This is a genomic window from Agrobacterium sp. 10MFCol1.1 (genome assembly GCF_000381165.1).
GTDB lineage: Bacteria > Pseudomonadota > Alphaproteobacteria > Rhizobiales > Rhizobiaceae > Agrobacterium > Agrobacterium tumefaciens.
This window is the reverse complement of sequence record NZ_KB906085.1, coordinates 50,829-69,849: the sequence shown is the minus strand read 5'-3', so window position 1 is coordinate 69,849 and position 19,021 is coordinate 50,829. Positions and strand designations below refer to the sequence as shown.

The 19,021-nt window shown below is 57.3% G+C and carries 17 protein-coding genes and 1 pseudogene; 8 read left to right on the top strand and 10 right to left on the bottom strand.

Features of this window, described 5'->3' with window-relative positions; all coding sequences use genetic code 11:
- Positions 1-92: 92 nt before the first annotated feature.
- Both sfnG and msuE read right to left on the bottom strand, forming a co-directional pair.
- A complete protein-coding gene (sfnG, locus tag F617_RS0125305; RefSeq protein ID WP_019567191.1) occupies positions 93-1,196 on the bottom strand; it encodes a dimethylsulfone monooxygenase SfnG in 1,104 nt (367 codons plus the stop codon).
- A 22-nt stretch (positions 1,197-1,218) separates the two neighbouring features.
- Positions 1,219-1,809, bottom strand: coding sequence for an FMN reductase (gene msuE / locus F617_RS0125300; RefSeq protein ID WP_019567190.1), 591 nt, complete (start codon positions 1,807-1,809; stop codon positions 1,219-1,221).
- A gap of 667 nt (positions 1,810-2,476) precedes the next feature.
- Between msuE and F617_RS0125290 the strand changes: the two genes are divergently transcribed.
- The 3 genes from F617_RS0125290 (at position 2,477) to F617_RS0125280 (ending at position 5,272) form a co-directional block, all read left to right on the top strand.
- Positions 2,477-3,418 carry a LysR family transcriptional regulator gene (locus F617_RS0125290; protein WP_019567188.1) on the top strand — a complete coding sequence of 314 codons (942 nt, stop codon included), beginning with the start codon at positions 2,477-2,479 and terminating at the stop codon, positions 3,416-3,418.
- Positions 3,419-3,586: 168 nt separating this feature from the next.
- Positions 3,587-4,342 carry an SDR family NAD(P)-dependent oxidoreductase gene (locus tag F617_RS0125285; RefSeq protein WP_019567187.1) on the top strand — a complete coding sequence of 252 codons (756 nt, stop codon included), beginning with the start codon at positions 3,587-3,589 and terminating at the stop codon, positions 4,340-4,342.
- A 228-nt stretch (positions 4,343-4,570) separates the two neighbouring features.
- Complete coding sequence (locus F617_RS0125280) at positions 4,571-5,272, top strand: alpha/beta hydrolase (protein ID WP_019567186.1); 702 nt, start codon at positions 4,571-4,573, stop codon at positions 5,270-5,272.
- A gap of 515 nt (positions 5,273-5,787) precedes the next feature.
- Here F617_RS0125280 and F617_RS0125275 read toward each other — a convergent pair.
- The 7 genes from F617_RS0125275 to F617_RS0125245 form a co-directional block, all read right to left on the bottom strand.
- On the bottom strand, positions 5,788-6,063 hold the full coding sequence (locus tag F617_RS0125275; RefSeq protein WP_003519315.1) for a hypothetical protein: 276 nt from the start codon (positions 6,061-6,063) through the stop codon (positions 5,788-5,790).
- Positions 6,064-6,133: 70 nt separating this feature from the next.
- On the bottom strand, positions 6,134-6,514 hold the full coding sequence (locus tag F617_RS0125270) for a DUF6481 family protein (protein ID WP_003519316.1): 381 nt from the start codon (positions 6,512-6,514) through the stop codon (positions 6,134-6,136).
- Between the two features lie 362 nt (positions 6,515-6,876).
- The gene (locus tag F617_RS0125265) at positions 6,877-7,086 is read right to left on the bottom strand and encodes a cold-shock protein (protein ID WP_003519318.1); all 210 of its coding nucleotides are present in this window, start codon (positions 7,084-7,086) and stop codon (positions 6,877-6,879) included.
- A 445-nt stretch (positions 7,087-7,531) separates the two neighbouring features.
- A complete protein-coding gene (locus F617_RS0125260; protein ID WP_019567184.1) occupies positions 7,532-8,662 on the bottom strand; it encodes an FAD-binding oxidoreductase in 1,131 nt (376 codons plus the stop codon).
- 22 nt (positions 8,663-8,684) lie between these two features.
- Complete coding sequence (locus F617_RS0125255) at positions 8,685-9,713, bottom strand: Gfo/Idh/MocA family protein (RefSeq protein WP_019567183.1); 1,029 nt, start codon at positions 9,711-9,713, stop codon at positions 8,685-8,687.
- Between the two features lie 19 nt (positions 9,714-9,732).
- A complete protein-coding gene (locus F617_RS29125) occupies positions 9,733-11,241 on the bottom strand; it encodes an amino acid ABC transporter permease/ATP-binding protein (RefSeq protein WP_019567182.1) in 1,509 nt (502 codons plus the stop codon).
- Positions 11,242-11,301: 60 nt separating this feature from the next.
- Complete coding sequence (locus F617_RS0125245; RefSeq protein ID WP_019567181.1) at positions 11,302-12,135, bottom strand: ABC transporter substrate-binding protein; 834 nt, start codon at positions 12,133-12,135, stop codon at positions 11,302-11,304.
- A 225-nt stretch (positions 12,136-12,360) separates the two neighbouring features.
- On the opposite strand from F617_RS0125245, the gene F617_RS0125240 reads away from it, so the two are divergent.
- The 5 genes from F617_RS0125240 (at position 12,361) to F617_RS27565 (ending at position 18,784) form a co-directional block, all read left to right on the top strand.
- The gene (locus F617_RS0125240) at positions 12,361-13,428 is read left to right on the top strand and encodes a LacI family DNA-binding transcriptional regulator (protein WP_026331066.1); all 1,068 of its coding nucleotides are present in this window, start codon (positions 12,361-12,363) and stop codon (positions 13,426-13,428) included.
- Positions 13,429-13,848: 420 nt separating this feature from the next.
- Positions 13,849-15,132: a plasmid partitioning protein RepA gene (gene repA, locus F617_RS0125235; RefSeq protein ID WP_025591772.1), complete on the top strand. Its 1,284-nt coding sequence runs from the start codon at positions 13,849-13,851 to the stop codon at positions 15,130-15,132.
- Positions 15,129-16,154 (top strand): plasmid partitioning protein RepB, encoded by a 1,026-nt coding sequence (gene repB, locus F617_RS0125230; RefSeq protein ID WP_019567178.1) that lies wholly within the window; start codon positions 15,129-15,131, stop codon positions 16,152-16,154. The genes repA and repB overlap by 4 nt, the downstream gene beginning before the upstream one ends.
- Before the next feature lie 202 nt (positions 16,155-16,356).
- Positions 16,357-17,571 carry a plasmid replication protein RepC gene (repC, locus tag F617_RS0125225; protein WP_019567177.1) on the top strand — a complete coding sequence of 405 codons (1,215 nt, stop codon included), beginning with the start codon at positions 16,357-16,359 and terminating at the stop codon, positions 17,569-17,571.
- Positions 17,572-18,112: 541 nt separating this feature from the next.
- Complete coding sequence (locus F617_RS27565) at positions 18,113-18,784, top strand: glyoxalase superfamily protein (protein WP_019567175.1); 672 nt, start codon at positions 18,113-18,115, stop codon at positions 18,782-18,784.
- Here the strand turns inward: F617_RS27565 and F617_RS28165 are convergent.
- Positions 18,747-18,905: pseudogene (locus F617_RS28165) on the bottom strand (transposon DNA-invertase); the annotation flags it as partial. The gene F617_RS27565 and the pseudogene F617_RS28165 overlap by 38 nt on opposite strands.
- Between the last annotated feature and the right edge of the window lie 116 nt (positions 18,906-19,021).

The window sequence follows — 19,021 nt, the reverse complement described above, 5'->3', positions numbered from 1 at the left end:
GCTCCGCCCAATGGGCACAGGTTTCCAATCACGGAGGCGGTCCCCCGTGGTGCAGGCGGCGGCCAAAGGCCGCTGCCGTCTGATTTGCGCCATTACTCCGCAGCGATTGCTGCGCTGATTTCCGCCTGTTCCAGTTCGCGCACGAGCGGGATGACATGCTTGCCGAAATACTCGACTTCTTCCTGAAAATGCAGGAAGCCCAGCAGGATAAGGTCGGCGCCGGCGCGTTTGAGGTTCACCACGCGTTCGGCAACCTGCCGCGGAGTGCCGATCAGGTTTGAGCGGAAGCCGTCATTATACTGAACGAGGTCTTCGAAGCTGGACTTCGCCCAGTTGCCCTCGCCTTCGGGAGAAGACTTGCCGGCATTTTTTACCTCATGGCCGAAGGCATTGACCGCTTCCGGATTGGCCTTTTCGATGATCTCGGCAAGCACGGCTCTCGCCTCTTCCTCGGTCTCGCGCACGATGGCGAAAGCGTTCACGCCGACTTTGACCGCGTGGTTGTTTTCCTTGGCCTTGACGCGAATGTCATTCACCTGCTTGGCGATTTCCTCCGGCGTGTTGCCGTTGGTGAAGTACCAGTCGGATACGCGGGCCGCCATATCGCGAGCCGCACGCGACGAACCGCCCTGGAAGATTTCCGGCTGCGGATCAATCGGCTTCGGCTTGAGGGAGTAGTTGTTGAAGCGGTAGAAATCGCCGCGGAAGGTGAAATTGTCTTCCGTCCAGATGCCGCGCAGAGCCCGGATGAATTCTTCCGAACGGCGGTAGCGTTCGTCGTGATCGAGCCAAGGCTCGCCGATGGCGTGAAACTCGCCGCGGAACCAGCCGCTGACGATGTTAACGGCAACGCGACCGTTGGTGAGGTGATTGATCGTGGCAATCTGTTTGGCGGCAAGCGCGGGGTTCCACGGACCAGGCAGAATGGCGGCGATGACCTTCAGCGTCGTCGTCGATTCCAGCAAAGCGTGACTGAACGACACGGATTCATGTTGGAATTCGGCACCGTAGCCGGCGGTGAAGCGGATCTGGCTTAGCGCGTAATCGAAGCCGCTCGCTTCGGCGATCTGCGCGAGCTTGCGGTTGTAGTCAATTGTCCAGCTGGTGCGCTGCTCGATGTTCGAGATGACGAGGCCGCCGGACACATTCGGCACCCAATAGGCAAATTTCACGGGCTCGGCGTGGTGTTCAGTCATGGAAATCTCCTCTTTTCTGATGTCAGTTGGCGACCGCGTCGTGTGAAACGAGGCGAAGGGCCGAGCGGTGATCGTCGGCGACAAGGTTTCTGGCCGGCAGTAGATCGATCAATTCGGCGACGGCACGCTCGATGCGCGCCTCAACCACGGGGTTCGAGAGCGTGTATCCGGTGAAATCCGCCTCAACGGCGTAGACCGTCGTTGGCACTGTAACGGCGCCAAAGAAGCCGAACAGCGGCCTGAACTGATGCTCCAGCATGAGGCCATGCAGTGCTGTACCGCCCGTTGCCGCAAGGATCACGCGCTTGCCTTGAAGCGCACGGAAATCGACGAGATCGAAGAGATGCTTTAACGCGCCGGTGTAGGATGCGCGGTAGACAGGCGAACCGACGACAAGTACGTCGGCACCTTCCACAGCATCAATAATCCTGCGGCCGGCCTCATCCAGTTGATCTGCGCGAAGAGCCCTGAACAGGATCGGCGCCGCCACAGCCAGATCGACCGTGTCCACAGAGACGCTTGCCCGTCTCTCGATCGAGTTCAGGATGTCCGAGACAATGCGTGCCGTGCGTGACGGTTGTTTAACGCTGCCGCTTATTCCAAGTACGTTCATTGTTCGCCTCACTCCTGTTACCTTTAATTTCTATAGTTTTGATAGATAATCAAAGATGCAAATTCCAAAGTGAGGGCATTTTGAGGAAACCAATCTTGTGCATTCGCCCTCTGGCGCAAAGGATTAAGCAGGCAGTGCCAGTGAGCAGCGAAGCGTTTAGGAGCCACGTCGCTCGTTTGTCGTGACCGACATACTAAAACAGTCGCGTTCTCCCTCACCAGAATTGAATGAGGGTGTCGCTCATTTCACTGTATTAATTGTATGCCAGCCATCGAACCGCCCCGCTTCGATTGGTGAATGACTGACGAGCGATCTACGTCGATAAAATGCACACTTCGGTAGCGCCCAGGTCAGCGCATGTGCGCAGGATAGGTGTCATCGACTGCGTGCGGTCTTTCCGGCATGGCATTTTGCGTGTCGCCGCCATGCCGCGCCTTACCATCAAACCGATTGGGCGACGAAACCAGCCGAAAACGGAGCATTTACCGGATCTCTCTGCACAGAGAAGCCAAACCTCCGGCATGTATGGCGTCGACTGCGTTTTAGCGACAATCAGCATTCGAGGTCTTGTTGGAGGCACGCGACCGACTGAGAGCAAGAAATTCAATGGTCTTGGTCGCGGTTCCGATATAGTCGGTTATCGTAGACCTAATCTGCAGGGCGTTGCATGGACCAGATACTCGCCATACGAACATTCGTTCGCGTCGCCGAAGCCGGATCTTTTACCAAGGCAGCGGACACAATGAATCTCCCACGGTCGTCAGTTAGCAAGCTCGTGCAGGATCTTGAAGCACATCTCGGGACAAAACTCGTTGAGCGGACCACCCGGTCGGTGACAATGACCACGGAAGGTATTGCCTATCACCAGCGCGCCCTTCGCCTGCTTGCGGATCTGGACGACATGGACGGCACCGTCGCTGGCGCCCGCAGCGCGCCCAAAGGAAGGCTTCGGATTGATATTGGTTCTGTCCTGGCGAACCGGATCCTCATCCCGTCCCTTTGGGACTTCCAGCGCCAGTATCCGCAGATAGACCTGCTTCTCGGCGTCAGTGATCGATCTGTCGACCTTATTGGCGAAGGGATCGATTGCGTCATTCGTGGTGGTTCACTTGGCGATTCATCCCTCAGGGCGAGGAAGCTATGCGAACTCGACTATGTGCTCTGCGCAGCTCCAGTTTATCTTGCCGGAAAAGACCTGCCGATGCATCCAGACGACATTCAGGCGCATCGTGTCGTCAGTTATTTTTCGGCGTCATCCGGTAAACGGTTCCCGCTGCGCTTCCAGCGCGGCAACGAGCAGACCGAGTATATGCCGATGTCAAGCGGCATTTCCCTCAACGAAAGCACGGCGCATTTGAATGCGTTACTAGCCGGGTTGGGTATCGGCCAAAGTTTCGGTTTCCTGGCAAGACCTAATATCGACAAGGGTTTGCTGATCGAACTGCTTCCTGACTGGAAGCCTGAAAACCATGTTTTGCACCTGGTCTATCCCGCGGACAGATTTTCAAACCCGCGGCTGCGGGCATTCTCGGACTGGGCGGCGAAAGTGTTTGAAGGCGTCGACGCAAGGCGCGGCGCGGCGATGGAGACTGTCCATACAGATGGATAATGTCTCCATACGAACTGGCTTCACCCTGCAGGGCTGAGGAATTACGTTCTGCACATCGGACGGCGACGACAGGCCCAAGGCCGGCGCCACCTCCCGCATAGCTTTAGACCGTCAACAGGCCGCGAATTCGGGCTGACCCTTTCGCGCGCCCAGCCTTAGGAGAATAAAATGACCAAGAGACTAGCAAATAAGATTGCAATCGTGACCGGTGCAACGAGCGGCATTGGCCTGTCGACCGCCAGGCTTTTCGCAACCGAAGGAGCCCGGGTCTACATTACAGGTCGCCGCAAGGACGCTCTGGATAAGGCCGTCGCAGCGATCGGCCACGGCGCCGTCGGCATACAGGCGGACTCGGCAAAGAACGACGAACTCGACGACGTCTTCGCCCAGGTGAAGTCGCAACAGGGACGCCTTGATGTCCTGGTCGTCAACGCCGGCGGCGGCAGCATGCTTCCCCTCGGCGAAATCACCGAAGAGCAGGTTGACAACACGTTCGCCCGCAATGTGAAGGCGGTCATCTTCACTGTTCAAAAGGCTCTGCCACTGATGGGTCAGGGTTCGTCGATCGTTCTAACGGGTTCGACCGCCGGCACAGAAGGCACGGCCGCATTCTCGGTCTACTCAGCCTCCAAAGCGGCCGTCCGCAACCTCGCCCGCTCTTGGGCTCTCGATCTCAAGGGCACTGGCATACGCGTGAACGTCGTTTCCCCCGGAGCAACGCGCACGCCCGGACTTGTGGAGCTTGCTGGTGATGACAAGGAGCAGCAGCAGGGTCTGATCGACTACCTAGCTTCCCGTATTCCGCTCGGTCGCGTCGGTGAGCCCGACGAAATCGCCAAGGCGACCCTCTTCCTCGCCTCCGACGATGCGAGCTTCGTAAACGGCGCCGAACTGTTTGCCGATGGTGGCCAAGCCCAGGTCTAAATCCTTGGACGGGAGCGGGCCGCGCCCGCTCTTTTTTCTCCTGGGGCACCAGCGTTCACAGACCCATCAGAATGCACCAATCTGTTTCGATGAAGTCGCTCTGGTTCAAACAGCCTCCAAAAAGCAACGTTGAATCGCTGACTGGTCAGGACTTCAATGAATGAGATACGTTGGCTTCGTTTATCGCGGAAGACGATGATAAACTTATTCTGATGATTGAGAGAAAATATGGAAATTGAATCCAATATCGACATCGTATCCAATGAGTTGGAATCTTTTACCATTACTCGGGTTGAGGCCAAGAACCCAAAGTGGATTGCTTTGTTCGCAGTCGGTCGTGGCGGTAATCCGTCACGCCACCGTCATTTGCTGCAGACCTTGGCGAACGGGAATTGCACGGTCATCGCACCACACTTTGAAATGCTGACCTCAATCGCCCCGACCAAGGCCGAGTTGGACATGCGCATCCGCAGGCTCGAAGCATCTATAGACGATTGCACCTCTAGCAATCTCCCCATCGTGGGTATCGGGCATTCCATTGGAGCTACGGCCATGCTCGCCCTTCAAGGTGCCGAGGGCGAAACCCTTGATGGGCAGCAACTGATTAGAGGCTCCACGCCACGCCTCGAGCGACTGGCCGTCTTGGCTCCGCCAACGGACTTCTTCCGCCGTCCAGGTGCGCTTGACCGTATCAAGATGCCGATGAAAATCTGGGTGGGAGACAAGGACACAATCACGCCCCCGGCCCAGTCTCGTTTTCTCATGGATGTACTAACCGCCCAGGCATCTGTGGCGCTCCAAGTTGATCCCGATGCCGGCCATTTCACATACATGGACGAATTGCCACCAAATGTCCCGGAACCTCATCCAGATCGACACACTTTTCTCGCTGGCTTGGCCGATGAAGTAACCGCGTTCTTAGTCGGATAGCGGCTAATGCGGTTAGCAGATAACCGTCATGCCGCGACCGTGGGACAAGTATTGCTTTTAAAACACCCGGTAGGTCCGCATGCTGTCAGCGATTTGTCCACGCGCCCTGGCAGACAGCTTTGGACAGGTCGTTGACGCGTCAATCGACGCCAACGTCTTTCCACTTGGTCTATTGGTCGAGGCAAGTGGCTCGCTGCGTTGCCTCAATGCTCGCTGATAGTGCGGCGAGTTGCGAGGGCCGGCCACCAGTCGCGCTCAGATCCGCATGGGCAAAATGATCGAACAGGCCGTGATTGAATAAACTGTTAGCTCTCACGGAGCCGAGAGCTCGATCCACTGATGTGGAATATCGGGCACGTCAGTTTCAGCTTTAAGGCCAGCTCGGCCACCCTGGCACAGAGAAAGGAGAAAAAGCCAATCCCTCAACCAAACCCTGATCAGAAAATCGTACTCGGAGGTGGCGCACTTCTCCTTGGAAATCGGCTCAGTTCCTCATTGAAACCGATGTCCAGGGGTCAGGCACGGTCGTAAGTGAAGGACGTCAGCAATGTCGTCACGAAGTTGCTCGCCCTTTCCTTTACAAGCACTTCAGTCCACTCGTCGGTTCCTCGGAGTCGCAGATCGGAGTGGATGCTGTCGACCGCAGCTTCTTCAATACGTTTTATATGGGCCTTGAAATTCGCTTCTCCACCGTCATGGTACATGTCGCGAATGACCATGCGCAGGATTTCCTGGATAGCGATTTGCCACGACGTGTTGATTGCCTGGAGCTCGTTATTATCCGGTGCCATGGGGCTGCTTTCGTTAGAGTGTCACCAGCATGACGCCGTCATGTTGTGGGGTCGGCGTGCAAGGGCAAGGTTAGGCTTGTCTTGCCTTGCGGTTAGCGTAGCGCCGGTCGCGTTCAGCCTTTCGCATCGTCTCATCTTCAATGACCCGGGCTATACGTGCCTTTTCGGCACTCTCCCGCGCTTCGATTTCTGCGACTGCGACCGCCTCAATCGCTGCCTGGCGCTCCAAAGCGTCGGTCTCGATACGCTGCTGTTCCTCAAGCTTCGTGCGCTCGCGTTGAAGACGTCGCTCTTCTCGAGCTGTGGCAATGGCTGCTCGTTCTGCCTGTCTTGCCAGCCTGGAAGGTTCTAATGCGGTCTTTGCCGCGCGGTACGCATTGAGCAGAGCAGCTTTGGCTTCGGTAGATGCGGCGCGACGGTCGGCGACGTCATTGTTTCGGGCGTTCTTCATGGATATCCTGATAATGAGTGGAAGAGAGATCATCGCGTTTTGGCGCGTTTTATGACCAGACTGATGGAGCAGTGGCCCTGCCTTCTTGGCAAGACGTGCCGCTGGCAGCCATTCGGTCTACGGGGCGTGGGCGCCGTATTCCGACACTACCGCAAGGTTGCTTTTGACAGAAAATAACATCTGGATGCCGGTGAAGCAGATCGTCGTCTGCAAGGCGGATCCACTTTGTTTTTCTGCTCTTGCAATCTCAATTGGTTCGGCTTGAAACCGAAACGAAAAAGGCCAGGCAAAACGCCTGACCTTAATGAAGCAGCTTCCGACAGTGCCAGTACATCCGTGGTCAAAGGGAAGCAAATCTTGATTTATGCGGCCTGCAGATTGGTAGCAGACATCTTGCCCGACTTGTTGTCGCGCTCGAGTTCGAAGCCGATCTTCTGGCCTTCAACGAGCTCGCGCATTCCGGCGCGCTCGACAGCGGAGATATGAACGAACGCATCAGCGCCGCCATTGTCAGGCTGGATGAAGCCGAAGCCTTTAGTGGAATTAAACCATTTTACTGTGCCAGTGGTCATGTTGGACCCTTTCAAAGCATAGAGTGTAGGACCGCGAAGCTGATGCTGCGCAGCGAGGAAACCGACTATTTTTGAAATGGAAGTTCGCTTAAAGCGCGGTGCCAATCGCGCGGTAGACAAAGCTCGGCAAGCAAAAGATCGATGATTTATGTATAACGGACCGAAGTCGTCGCGTCAACGATTAGTTTTCAAATAATGCAAACTCACCTTTAAATTGTGCAGCGCGCGCTACGCAGGGTGCCAAGTCCTGCCCGCGTGGTGCCGGTTTTTCTATGCGTGGCAACGGTCTGTTGGTATCTCTGAACCCCAGGTTTTCTCCAGGGGCCGTGCAGCCGAAAAGGGCATTAGCCTTATGTGAGAGACCGGGCGGGCGTTTCCATATCAATAAAAAAATGCCGGCCGCGGCGGCGGCCGGCTCATTTTGGCGATATCTGCCTCACCTTGCTCAATTCAAGGGGAAACGCTCAGGTCGGAAGGTTGCGAGCATGGGATGTTCGGTGCCTGTCGCAACCTCGAACGCGAGCAGTTCGCCCACGATGAGGCCGAGTGTAGCACCGCTGTGGCTGAAGGCCACGTAGTAACCGGAAATACTCTTGATGGCTCCAAGCACCGGCTCTCCATCGCCGGGGATCGGTTTGCCACCAACGCCGATGGAAGCCACCTCGAGTTTCGGATTGCCTTCCATCACCCGCGCAGCCTCAACCAAAAGCTCTGAAACAACGCTATCGTCTATATCATAGCTGCCGTCTGCGCGCACTGTCACACCCTCATCGGCCGCCCAGTCGGCATCCAGGGAGAATGTGCGGCCCGGCGCCGGGCGAACGGCGACGCGCGGTGTATTGAGAACAGCGCGCAGGGGATGGGCGAGCGGCCTCGTCTGCACGAGAAGGGCGATCGGTGTCCCGTCGGCAATGGTCTGTCCGCTTTCCGCAGCCATCTTCGGGACGGCCGGACCGGTGGCAAGCACGACGGCATCCGCCCGATGGAGAACAGCATTTGCAGTTTGCGCGCCAACGACACGACCACCCTCGATCACCACCCGTGCAGCACCCTGGTCCGTTACCAGAACGCCACCGAGTGCGAAAAACTCCTCAAGCAGCACACCAATCAGCGTCGGCAAATCGACCCAGCCTTCGCCGGGATTGTAGATTGCGCCCTGTGGAGTGATTGCGCCGGCGTCGACACCAGGCACGACGCGGGCGACTTCGGCTGCTGAAAGGCGCTGCGCATCATAGGCAAGCGAAACTTCGTGGCGATAGGCCGCGTCGATCTCGTTGCGCTCGTCATCCGCGTCCCAGGTCAACCCGCCATCAAAGCGAAGCCATTCTGCGCCGGGATTCTGCGCCGCGAGTGTGCGATACCGGTCGATGCCGGCCATACGCAGCCGATGATAGGGCTCAGAGCGCATGCGTGCCGAGTTCAGCCAGGACAGCGAGCGGCCGGAGGCACCATTGGCCGGCGGGCCGTCATTGAGAATCGTCACCTTAATGCCGCGCCGCGCAAGCTGTACGCCAGTGGAAACGCCGAAGATACCGGCGCCGATGATGACGGCCGAAGAGATGGTGTTGTCGGTCATGGAATTGGCTTTCAATCAATTGTCATACGGATGGGGATAAGGCATCGGGGACCTCCCAGCGACCGCTGGCTGCGGAGCGGAACAGCGCGTCAATCGCCGTCATATTCGCGATTGCGTCGTCAAGCCCCGTCTCGAGTGGTCCGCCGGAGAGGACAGCCCCGGCGAATGCATCGGCCTGTTCGCGATACTGGTCGACAGGCCCGATCGCGATCTCCTCGCGGCCGCCGCCGGCAAGATCGCGACCATCATCAAAGACAAGAATGGTCGGCTCATCAGCCGGTGCATTGAAGGGAATGGGGATTTCCAGACGCCCGCGCGTTCCAAGCACCGTGACCTTCTGCGTGAGGCAGAGTTGTGTCGAACAGGTGAAGGCAAGCTGCCTTCCCTCTGGAAACGCCAGCAGCCCGCTCGTCAGCCGGTCCGTGCCGAAGACGGGATCGCGCTCCATGAGCGCGATCGCCCGTACCGGTTCCGCGTCGAACAGGAGCCGCGCCGTGTTGATGGCGTAACAACCAACGTCGAACAGACCGCCGCCGCCAATATCAGCCTGGTTGCGTACATTCCCGGGGTCGTCGAGATAATAGGAAAAGATCGTCTGGATGGCCCTCACCTCGCCGAGGCGCCCCTCGGCAATCAACGCGCGCGCCTTTTTCCATTGCGGATGGTGGCGCACCATGAAGGCTTCTGCGACCGGCAGGCTTGCCGCCTTTTGTGCCGCTGCCAGTACCCTCGCCTGCTCGGCATCAAGCGCGATCGGTTTCTCGCAGAGTACGGGTTTGCCCTGCGCCAGTGCCTTTATCGTCAGTGGCACGTGCAGATGATTGGGCAAAGGGTTGTAGATTGCGTCTATTTCCGGATCGGCAAGCAGTTCCTCGTAGCTGCCATAGGCTTTGGCGATGCCGAAGCGGGCCGCCATCTCCTTCGCCTTCGCGGCATCGCGCGAGGCGATTGCCGCAACGCGCCCCAGGCGGCTGGACTGGATGGCGGGAATGACCGCCTTGGCAGCAATGCCTGCGCAACCGAGCACACCCCATCGTATCGTTTGTGTCATTGGTTTCTCCTCCCGGCGCTCAGAGCACTTCCGCTAGGAAGCGCTGGAGACGCGGGCTTTGCGGGTTGTCGAATATTGCCTCTGGCGTGCCGGCTTCAACGACGCGCCCCTCGTCCATGAAGACGACCTGATCGGCCACCCGGCGGGCAAATCCCATTTCGTGCGTGACGACGACCATGGTCATGCCACGCGTGCCGAGCTCGGCCATGAGGTTGAGCACGCCCTTGACCAATTCCGGATCGAGCGCACTCGTCACCTCGTCGAAGAGGATAACCTCCGGTTCCATGGCAAGCGCACGGGCAATGGCAACGCGCTGCTGCTGCCCGCCGGAAAGACCGCCCGGACGGTGGTGCTGGCGGCTCGCAAGGCCGACATCGGCAAGCCTTGCCTTGGCGATGCACTCGGCCTCGGCTGCGGGCAGGCCCTTGATCTTCGTAAGCGACAGCATGACGTTTTCCAGCGCCGTGTGGTCGGGAAAGAGGTTGAAATGCTGGAATACCATGCCGACCCGGCGGCGCAGCGTTTCCGGCTTGATTGCGAGAATGCTTTCGCCATCGATAAGAATATCGCCGCTCTTCGGCTCGACCAGACGGTTGAGCCCACGCAGCAAAGTCGATTTTCCGGATCCGGACGGGCCGATGATGCAGGTGACGCTGCCTGGCTTGACTAAAAGATCGACACCCCTCAGCACATCAAGATCGCCATAGGCCATACCGAGACGGCGCACATCAAGGCTGCCGCCCTTGAACGAGACGCCAGTCGCGCGAGCTGCACTGTCGAGTTCACTGACTTCCTCCAGTCCGCTGGTGATGACGGAGGGGCGCTGCTTGCCAACCCGCAGACGATTGTCGATCGCATTGACGACATGGGTAAGCGGCACGGTGACGACGAGATAAAATACGCCTGCCAGCAGGAGCGGTGACAGATTGCCGGTCACCACCGCCTGGTCCTGTCCCACGCGAAAGATCTCACGCTCTGAGGCCAGAAGCCCGAGGAAATAGACCAGGCTCGAATCCTTGACGTTGCCGATGAACTGGTTGACGAGGGCCGGCAGAACGCGGCGCACGCCTTGCGGCACGACGATAAGGCGCATGCCCTGGCCATAGCTCATCGACAATGCCCGGCAGGCCTCCATCTGCCCACGGTCGACGCTCTGGATACCAGAGCGGAAAATCTCGCCGATATAGGCACCGGCAATCAGGCTGAGTGCCAGAATGCCGAGCGGATAAGGCGATGGACCGAAGAGCTCGCGGCCAATTCGGGCAAAACCCTGGCCAATCAGGAGAATTGTGACGATGGCCGGCAGGCCGCGGAAAATATCGGTATAAAGACGAGCGGGAATGCGCAGCCAGGGCGAGCGGGAAATGCCCATGATCGCGAGCATCATGCCGATGGCCACGCCAAGCACAGTCGAGGTCGCAGCCAGGATCAGCGTATTCTTGAGACCAACGGTGATCATGGTCGGCAGCACTTCGGCCATGGCATTCCAGTCGAGGAAGCTACGGCGCAGGTTTTCAAGCCAGTTCATCAGGATATCCCTTGAAAGAAAGGCCGGTCCGACCGGTAAAGGCCGGACCGGAAGGTGGCATCACTGCTTGGGAAGATATGCCTGCGGCATCGGCGTGCCGGGGAACCATTTTTCGTGCAGCTTTTTCCAGGTGCCGTCCTGCATGGCCTCTTTCAGGCCCTTGTTAAGCGCCTCGCGCAATGCATCGTTACCCTTGCGGATGACGAAGCCGGCGGGCGCGTCGAAGCTCGGAATGTTGACTGCGACTTTTAGCGCCGGATAACGGGCGGAATAGTCCTTTGCAGCCTCGAAATCGAGGAAATGTGCATCGACCGTCCCGTTGTTGAGTGCGGAAACGGCAGAATTGTTGTCCGGGAACTTCACGAGATCGGTGCCGACAAAATTCTTCTCGGCATAGATCTCCTGAAGTGTACCCTGCACCACACCGAGACGCTTGCCTTTGAGACCCGCTGCATCGGTGATGCCTGCCTCCGAAGTGAGGACGCTCAAGAAACCTGCAAGATAACCATCAGAGAAATCAATGGTCTCCTTGCGCTTGGCAGTCGTGCCGATCGCAGCGACCGCAACATCGAAGCGGCCGTTGGCGACAGAGGGCATCAGGGCCGAGAATTCCTGGCCGGTGAACACCACCTGTTCCTTCTTGAACCCAAGACGTTCGGCTACGTTGAGGAACAACTCTATGTCGAAACCGGTAAAGTTGCCGTCGGCGGTGGTGAAGGCATAAGGCTTGGCATCGCCCATCGTGCCGACACTGATGGTGGCGGGATCGATGAGGCCAAGCGGATTGTCGGCAAGTGCGGGCGTCGCCGCGCCTGCAAGGACACCGAGTGTGATCGCGGCCGTGGTCGCGCGAATTTTTGCGAAGGCGGATGTTAAGGCTTGGGTAAATTGCATTGGTTTCTTCTCCTCTGGTGTCGTTGTCTGCGATAAATTCAAGGCGCACGGGTCCCACCCGGTCGGCGGCACGACGTCACCTACCCGGCCCACGCAGTTCGCATGTCGGAAGTCTTTTTATATTTGAGACCGGTCTCAACTAGAAAGAGACCGGTCTCTTTGGATATTGGCAATTGTTATCTTCGCATTTGCCAGTCGTCAAGTTCTCTTGTAAGGCTACCGCTTATGGACAAGATCCCACCTAAAACTCCTTCCGTGACAGTCGCTGACGTCGCACGCCAAGCCGGCGTCTCAAAGGCAACGGCTGCACGCGTACTGGGTGGCTACGGAACCGTCAGCGACCGGGTGAGAGAGGCGGTCCTGGCAGCGGCTCAGTCCCTCGATTATCGCCCCAATGAGCTTGCTCGCAGCATGACGACAGGTCGTTCAGGCACCATCGGCGTCGTGGTGGGAGATATTGAAAACCCCTTTTTCAGCCTTGCCGTGCGAGGTATCACGGATATTGCCCGGCAGGCAGGCTTCACCGTCATCCTCATTAACTCGGGTGAAGACGTCGTTGCGGAAAGAGCGGCCATCCGCACTCTGCTTGCCAAGCGTGTCGACGGTCTCATCGTCTCGCCGGCCAAGGAAAACGATGTCGAGCATCTGCATGAGGTTATTCGCTCGGGGCTGCCGCTCGCGTTGCTCGATCGTGGAAGCGACACGCTCGATGTCGACACCGTTATTGCCGACGACCGGCATGCCGCCGAGAATATTACACGCCGGCTGATTGCTCTCGGCCACCGCCGCATCGCCTATTTAACCGCCTGCGACACGCCGGATCATTGGTTCCGCAGTGCAGACGACATCAGTACCGGTTCGGTCAGGCGACGCATCGAAGGGTATCTTGGTGCGTGCAGTGAGGCTGGTCTGACCAACATGGAAAGCTGGGTACAGGTCGGTGCCGTCACGCAGCAAGAGACGCATCGCATCGTTACCGAAATGCTCCAGTCGGCGCAGCGTCCGACGGCAATCATTGCATCGGACAGTATAATCGGCCTGGAGGTGTTCAAGGTTCACCGTCAACTGGGGCTTAGCATCCCGGATGACCTGTCGCTGGTATCGTTCCATGATGCGGATTGGACGTCTGTAACAACGCCTCCCGTGACCGTCGTGCGCCAACCCGTCTACGATCTCGGTGCGACGGCGGCCAGGTTGCTGGTCGACCGGCTAAATGGCAAAGGTCAGACGGTCCGCAAGGTCGTTCTGAAAACCGAAATCGTTGAACGTGCCTCCATGCGGGAAGCACTTTGACTCGGTAGACGGTGTTGAAATGCTGCTTTGATCCCTCCGTCTTTTGTGACGGCCCCTCGCCGATCGATCCGCTGTCACTATTATCGCCAACGTAAAAACGGCGCTGGTCCTCGGTCAGACAGAAACCGATAGATCGGTTCGCAGCCGGCCCCTTTTAGTATGGCCGAGTGGTTGCCTCTTGAGATCGAATGTCGTTCGATTCGCCATGGGGTAGATTTTTTGCACTGAAAATCTCGTTTCGATCGACGCTGATGACCTTGATTGCCGAGCGAAAATGCAGTTGCCGCCGCAGGGACAGGATGTCCGAAATATTCTATAAGTGTCTGATTATAATTTATAAAATGGCCGCCTCTATTCCCCTGTCAACCACGGACGTCAATATCCGGTTAACCGTAAATAACTGGACGGCGAAACAGAATCATGTTGTACCTTTGGCGGATGATGGTCGGCAAACCGGCGAATGCCCGCCAAGAGGAAAATATGGCGATAGCAAAACACGCAGAAATGACGAGCGGTCAGAAGGAAGACGCGGGCGCCAAGATCATGCGCCATGCGGGTCTTCTGTCTCAGCAGTTGCAGGACCTTCGCACCCGCATGTATCCTCCGAAGTCGGAGAAGAGCCTGCGGCCGTTCCTCACCAACGAAGTCTCCAAGCTGACCTCAATACCCGATTCTACGCTGAAACTCATGTCGAGCGAAGGCCGTGGACCGATCCCTGGCCGGCTGGAAAATAACCATCGTGTCTATACGCTTGCTCAGATCAATGAATTGCGCGAGCTCTTTGCCGCCCAGAAGCCTTCTGAAGCGCTGAGATTTTCTCCTCGCCGACGCGAGGGCGAGCATCTCCAGGTCGTTGCGATCGCCAACTTCAAGGGCGGCAGTGCCAAGACCACGACCTGCGTCCATCTTGCGCATTATCTCGCGCTGCAGGGCTACCGCGTCCTTGCTCTTGATCTCGATCCGCAGGCATCACTTTCTGCACTGTTCGGCGCGCAACCTGAGTTTGACGTTGGTGCCAACGAAACGATCTACGCTGCTCTTCGCTACGACGACGCCGAGCGCCGGCCAATCCGCGATATCATCCGCAAGACCTATTTCGACGGGATTGATCTGATACCCGGCAACCTCGAAGTGATGGAATATGAGCATGAAACGCCGCGGGTTCTGGCGCAGAAATCGGGCTCGGGAGCGATCTTCTTCGAACGGTTGAAGCTTGCTCTTGCCGAGGTTGATCAGGACTATGACGTCGTCATTCTCGATACTCCGCCGTCTCTCGGGTTTCTGACGCTGAGTGCGATTTATGCTGCGACCAGCATGATTATCACGGTACACCCGGCGATGCTCGATGTCGCATCCATGAGCCAGTTTCTCCTGATGATGGGGGACCTGATAAGCGTGCTCAATGAGAGCGGAGCGCAGCTTGATCAGGATTTCATCCGCTATCTCATTACCCGCCATGATCCCAACGACGCACCACAGTCTCAGGTCGTTGCGCTGATGCGCCATCTCTTCGGAACGGATGTGCTTCTTCCGACGCTGATTGAAAGCACCGCTGTCGAGGCAGCAGGACTTGCAAAGCGCTCGATTTACGAACTCGAAATGGGCCAGATCGGCCGTGACACGCATAAACGCGCACGCGAGGCGGTTGATGCCGTCAACGAAGCGGTCGTGAAACTCATCAACACCAGCTGGGGACGCACATGACCAACAAGTCATCGCGTAAATCCATCGTTGCAAATTTTGGCCTGCTGTCGGCGGAACTTGAAAACCGGCTGGCGACCGATGCTCCTGCCTCCCCGCAGCAACCTGCACCAACTGCACGTGTCGGTGCCGGCGTGATCGGTGCGGCGCACAGGGCGATCGACGACATCAAATCGGAACGCGACCGCCTCAAGGCGCTTGTTGAATCCGGCGGTGGTGCGATCAGAGAGCTCGACCCGTCAAAGGTCGATCCCTCTCCCTTTCCCGATCGTCTTCCAGATGACGATGCGTCGGATTTCGAGTCTTTCAGGAACTCGATAAAGTCCGAGGGGCAAAAGGTCCCGATCCAGGTCCGCAAGTCACCAGCATCGCCCGATCGCTATCAGGTGATCTACGGCCATCGCCGGCTTCAGGCAGCCCGCGATCTTGGAATTCCGGTCAAGGCGATCGAAGTCGAGATTTCCGACGTCGAGCTTGTCATTGCGCAGGGTATTGAAAATGCCGATCGCCAGGATCTGACCTGGATCGAGCGCACCCTGTTTGCTCGCCGTATGGATGATGCCGATGTGAAGCCTCGTGATATCAAGGCGGCATTGTCTATCGACGATCCCGAGCTTGCACGAATGCGAGCGGTTTATCGCGCACTTCCGCTCGATATCGTCGAGACAATTGGTCGGGCAGCCAAGGTCGGTCGTCCAAGGTGGGTGGAGTTTGCAAAGGCTTTCTCCGAACAGCCTGACCTGCACGATGAACTGCGCAGCGTGCTTTCGGCCGCTACGCAAAGACGGCTTGGATCCGATCAAAAGTTTCTGGCCGCCTTTAACGCCCTGAAACCTGCCGCACCGTCGAAGGCCGGCAAGATGATTGCCGGCGCCGCAGGCGAACCACTTGGCAGCTTTTCTCGCACGAACAAGGATATCCGTATTTCTGCGGATACACCGGCCGGAGCAGAATTCCTGCGTTTCATCGAGGCGCAGCTGCCATCACTGGCTGAGCGGTTCACGCGTGAAAGATCAAAGATTTGAACTGAAGCCGAGAAACAGACTTCGGAACCATTTTAAGTAAGGAAAACGCGCAAAAGAAAAAGGCCCCCGAAACGTTGCCGTCATGGAAGCCCTTCTCGTCGTGTGAGAGCTAGAGAATCGCATTTCCATGAATCCTAGTCAAGAGTCTTTGGCATCGTTTTGGTGAGCGTGAATCTTTTGCCTTTTTGAAGAGGCGAGGGACATGGAAGGTGGACAAGTGACGACGCCGTTTGGGCGGCGGTCGGTAACGCTTGCGCTTGTGAAGCAGCAGATTGCCACGACCAGGATCAAGGAAGGCAAGTCGGCAGACAAATGGAAAGTCTTCCGCGACGCATCGGAGGCGCGAGAGGTGCTTGGTCTGCAGGATCGCAGCCTTGCAGTGCTCGATGCGCTTTTGAGTTTCTATCCTGAAAATGAGCTGCGCCAGGACGCACAGCTTATCGTTTTCCCGTCGAACATCCAGCTGTCAATTCGTGCGCATGGCATTGCGGGCGCTACCCTGCGGCGTCATCTTGCCCTGCTTGTCGATGCAGGGCTGATCATCCGCAAGGATAGTGCAAACGGCAAACGCTACGCCCGAAAGGATGGTGAAGGCTCGATCGAGCACGCCTTCGGTTTTGACATATCGCCGCTTCTGATGCGCGCCGAGGAACTGGCATGCCTTGCCCAGCAGGTGGCTGCCGATCGGATCGCGTTCCGCAGGGCAAAGGAGAACCTAACGATCTGCCGGCGGGATATCCGCAAGCTGATTACGGCGGCCGTCGAAGAGGGAGCTGCAGGCGATTGGGACGAGCTGGAAGAACAATATCTGGCCGCCGTCAGGCGAATTCCTCGAACCCCGACGCTCGACGAACTGAGAGATTTGGGCATCGAGATGGATAATTTGCGGCAGAACATCATCAACCAGTTGAATTCCGATGATTTTTCTTCAGAAATGACCACCAATGATGCTCAAAATGAGCGTCACATACAGAATTCAAATACCAACCTCCTTAATGAACTTGAACCTAGCTCTGAAAACGAGCAGGAGGCGAAGCCGAGCCAGAATAAGCAGGCCGAACATGTGCCGATTAAGGCTTTTCCGATTGGTCTCGTCTTGCGCGCCTGCCCCGAGATTTTAAACTACGGTCCTGAAGGCCAGATCAGAAACTGGCGAGAACTCATGACGGCCGCCGTTGTGGTCAGATCGATGCTCGGGGTGAGCCCGTCCGCATATCAGGAGGCATGTGAGGTGATGGGTCCGGAGAACGCGGCAGTGACAATCGCCTGCATTCTCGAGCGGGGCGGCCACATCAATTCGGCCGGCGGGTATCTCAGAGACCTAACCAATCGGGCCAAGCGAGGTGAGTTTTCGCTGGGGCCGGTGCTGATGGCGCTATTGCGGGCGGCCGGTCATTCGGTGAAGGCAACGGGGTGACGTTGACGTAATGGATGAGGGTTCCCGTTGCGCCGGTGTTTCCATCTGGAGACTGGAGCATTTGAGGAATCCACATCCAGGTTTGGGGGCTTTCCCTTCATTTTCCGGCCTTCCATATCAGTTCCTTCCGCCTCAATGTTTACGACCCAACGACAGCTGAACTCTTGTTGGATTGCAGAGGCCGAGAGAGACTGACATCAGCTACCGGACGTTGTTCACGGAGCTGATGCGGCGGACGTTGGGTGCCTAACTTGCGGCGGACTTCCGTTTGGAAGCGTAGTTCGTGACTGTGACGGTCAAATAACGCGACTATTGGGGGTCGTTTGCGGGAGGGGGCGAAATCCTACGCTAAGCCGAGGACCACTTTTGCGGGCTCGACATTGCGCGAATCATTTTCCGCCAATAGTTTGAAGCTTGGCACCGTGCGGCCAGCCGCTTGCTCCTCTGGAATGGCGAAGGCACGGATAATCCTGGTTTGACCCTTATGGGCGACCGTCAGCAATGCAAGCACTGACAACGGCGCGCCCTTTGAGGATCAAATATGCTTTCCTTTTCAGACTCGAAATCTATGGCCAAGGCTCTTCGCAAGTTGCTGGAGGAGCACAATCTGCAGCTTTCACACAGCGCATGCCTTGAAATCGTCGCTCGCCAATTTGGTTTTGCAAATTGGCAGGTTCTGAGTGCCGCCTGCGAACACGAAAAACAACTTGCCGTCATTGTTTTCGTTGAACATGGTCGCCAGCGAGAAGCTGCCGCGTTTTATATGTCGGCGTTTAACGCCTCCCATGTGCGAACACATGAAGATAGCAATATTCTCTATGCAATAGATCTCGACTTAGGCGGGATCAAAATTACGGTCTCGGGCGCCAATCCGAGGCGCGAGGCGGAGCCGCATCGAGGAGGCCCCTTCTTCCCCAAGGCAAATGGCGCGGTGAATTCGATTTTTTCGCTCACGGTCGCAGATGCCGAAAAGACACTGCAGCAGGCAATTGCTGCAGGAGGAACGGTCCGAAATCACCTTGAGATCAGTGACGAACGTAAGCGAGTGGCAAGCTTTTTCGATCCATTCGGGCATGTCTGGGCTTTAACCGAAGCGCAGCGGATGAAGATTTCGCCTCGGGAACTGGATAAATTGCGCGCGGCCGGATTGGCCCGTGCGCGGGAAATCAGAGGCGTCACGCCTGCCCCAGAACCCGCCGGCCATAATCTCTGAGTTCACCTTTTGGGCCGACATATCGGTAAAGGGTGACACGCTCGATCCCCAGTTCCTTGCACAACTCGGAAACGGAAGTGTCACGCTGAGCCATGGCGGCCTGCGCTAAACGCACCTGCGCTGTATAAGTCATGTCGAGGCAAAAAGTTCTTTCATGGCACTTCCTCCCAAGGTGCCATGTTGAATATCTAACCCGTTAATGCCATCGCGTACTTGGACGGGCCGTGAGCGGCTTCG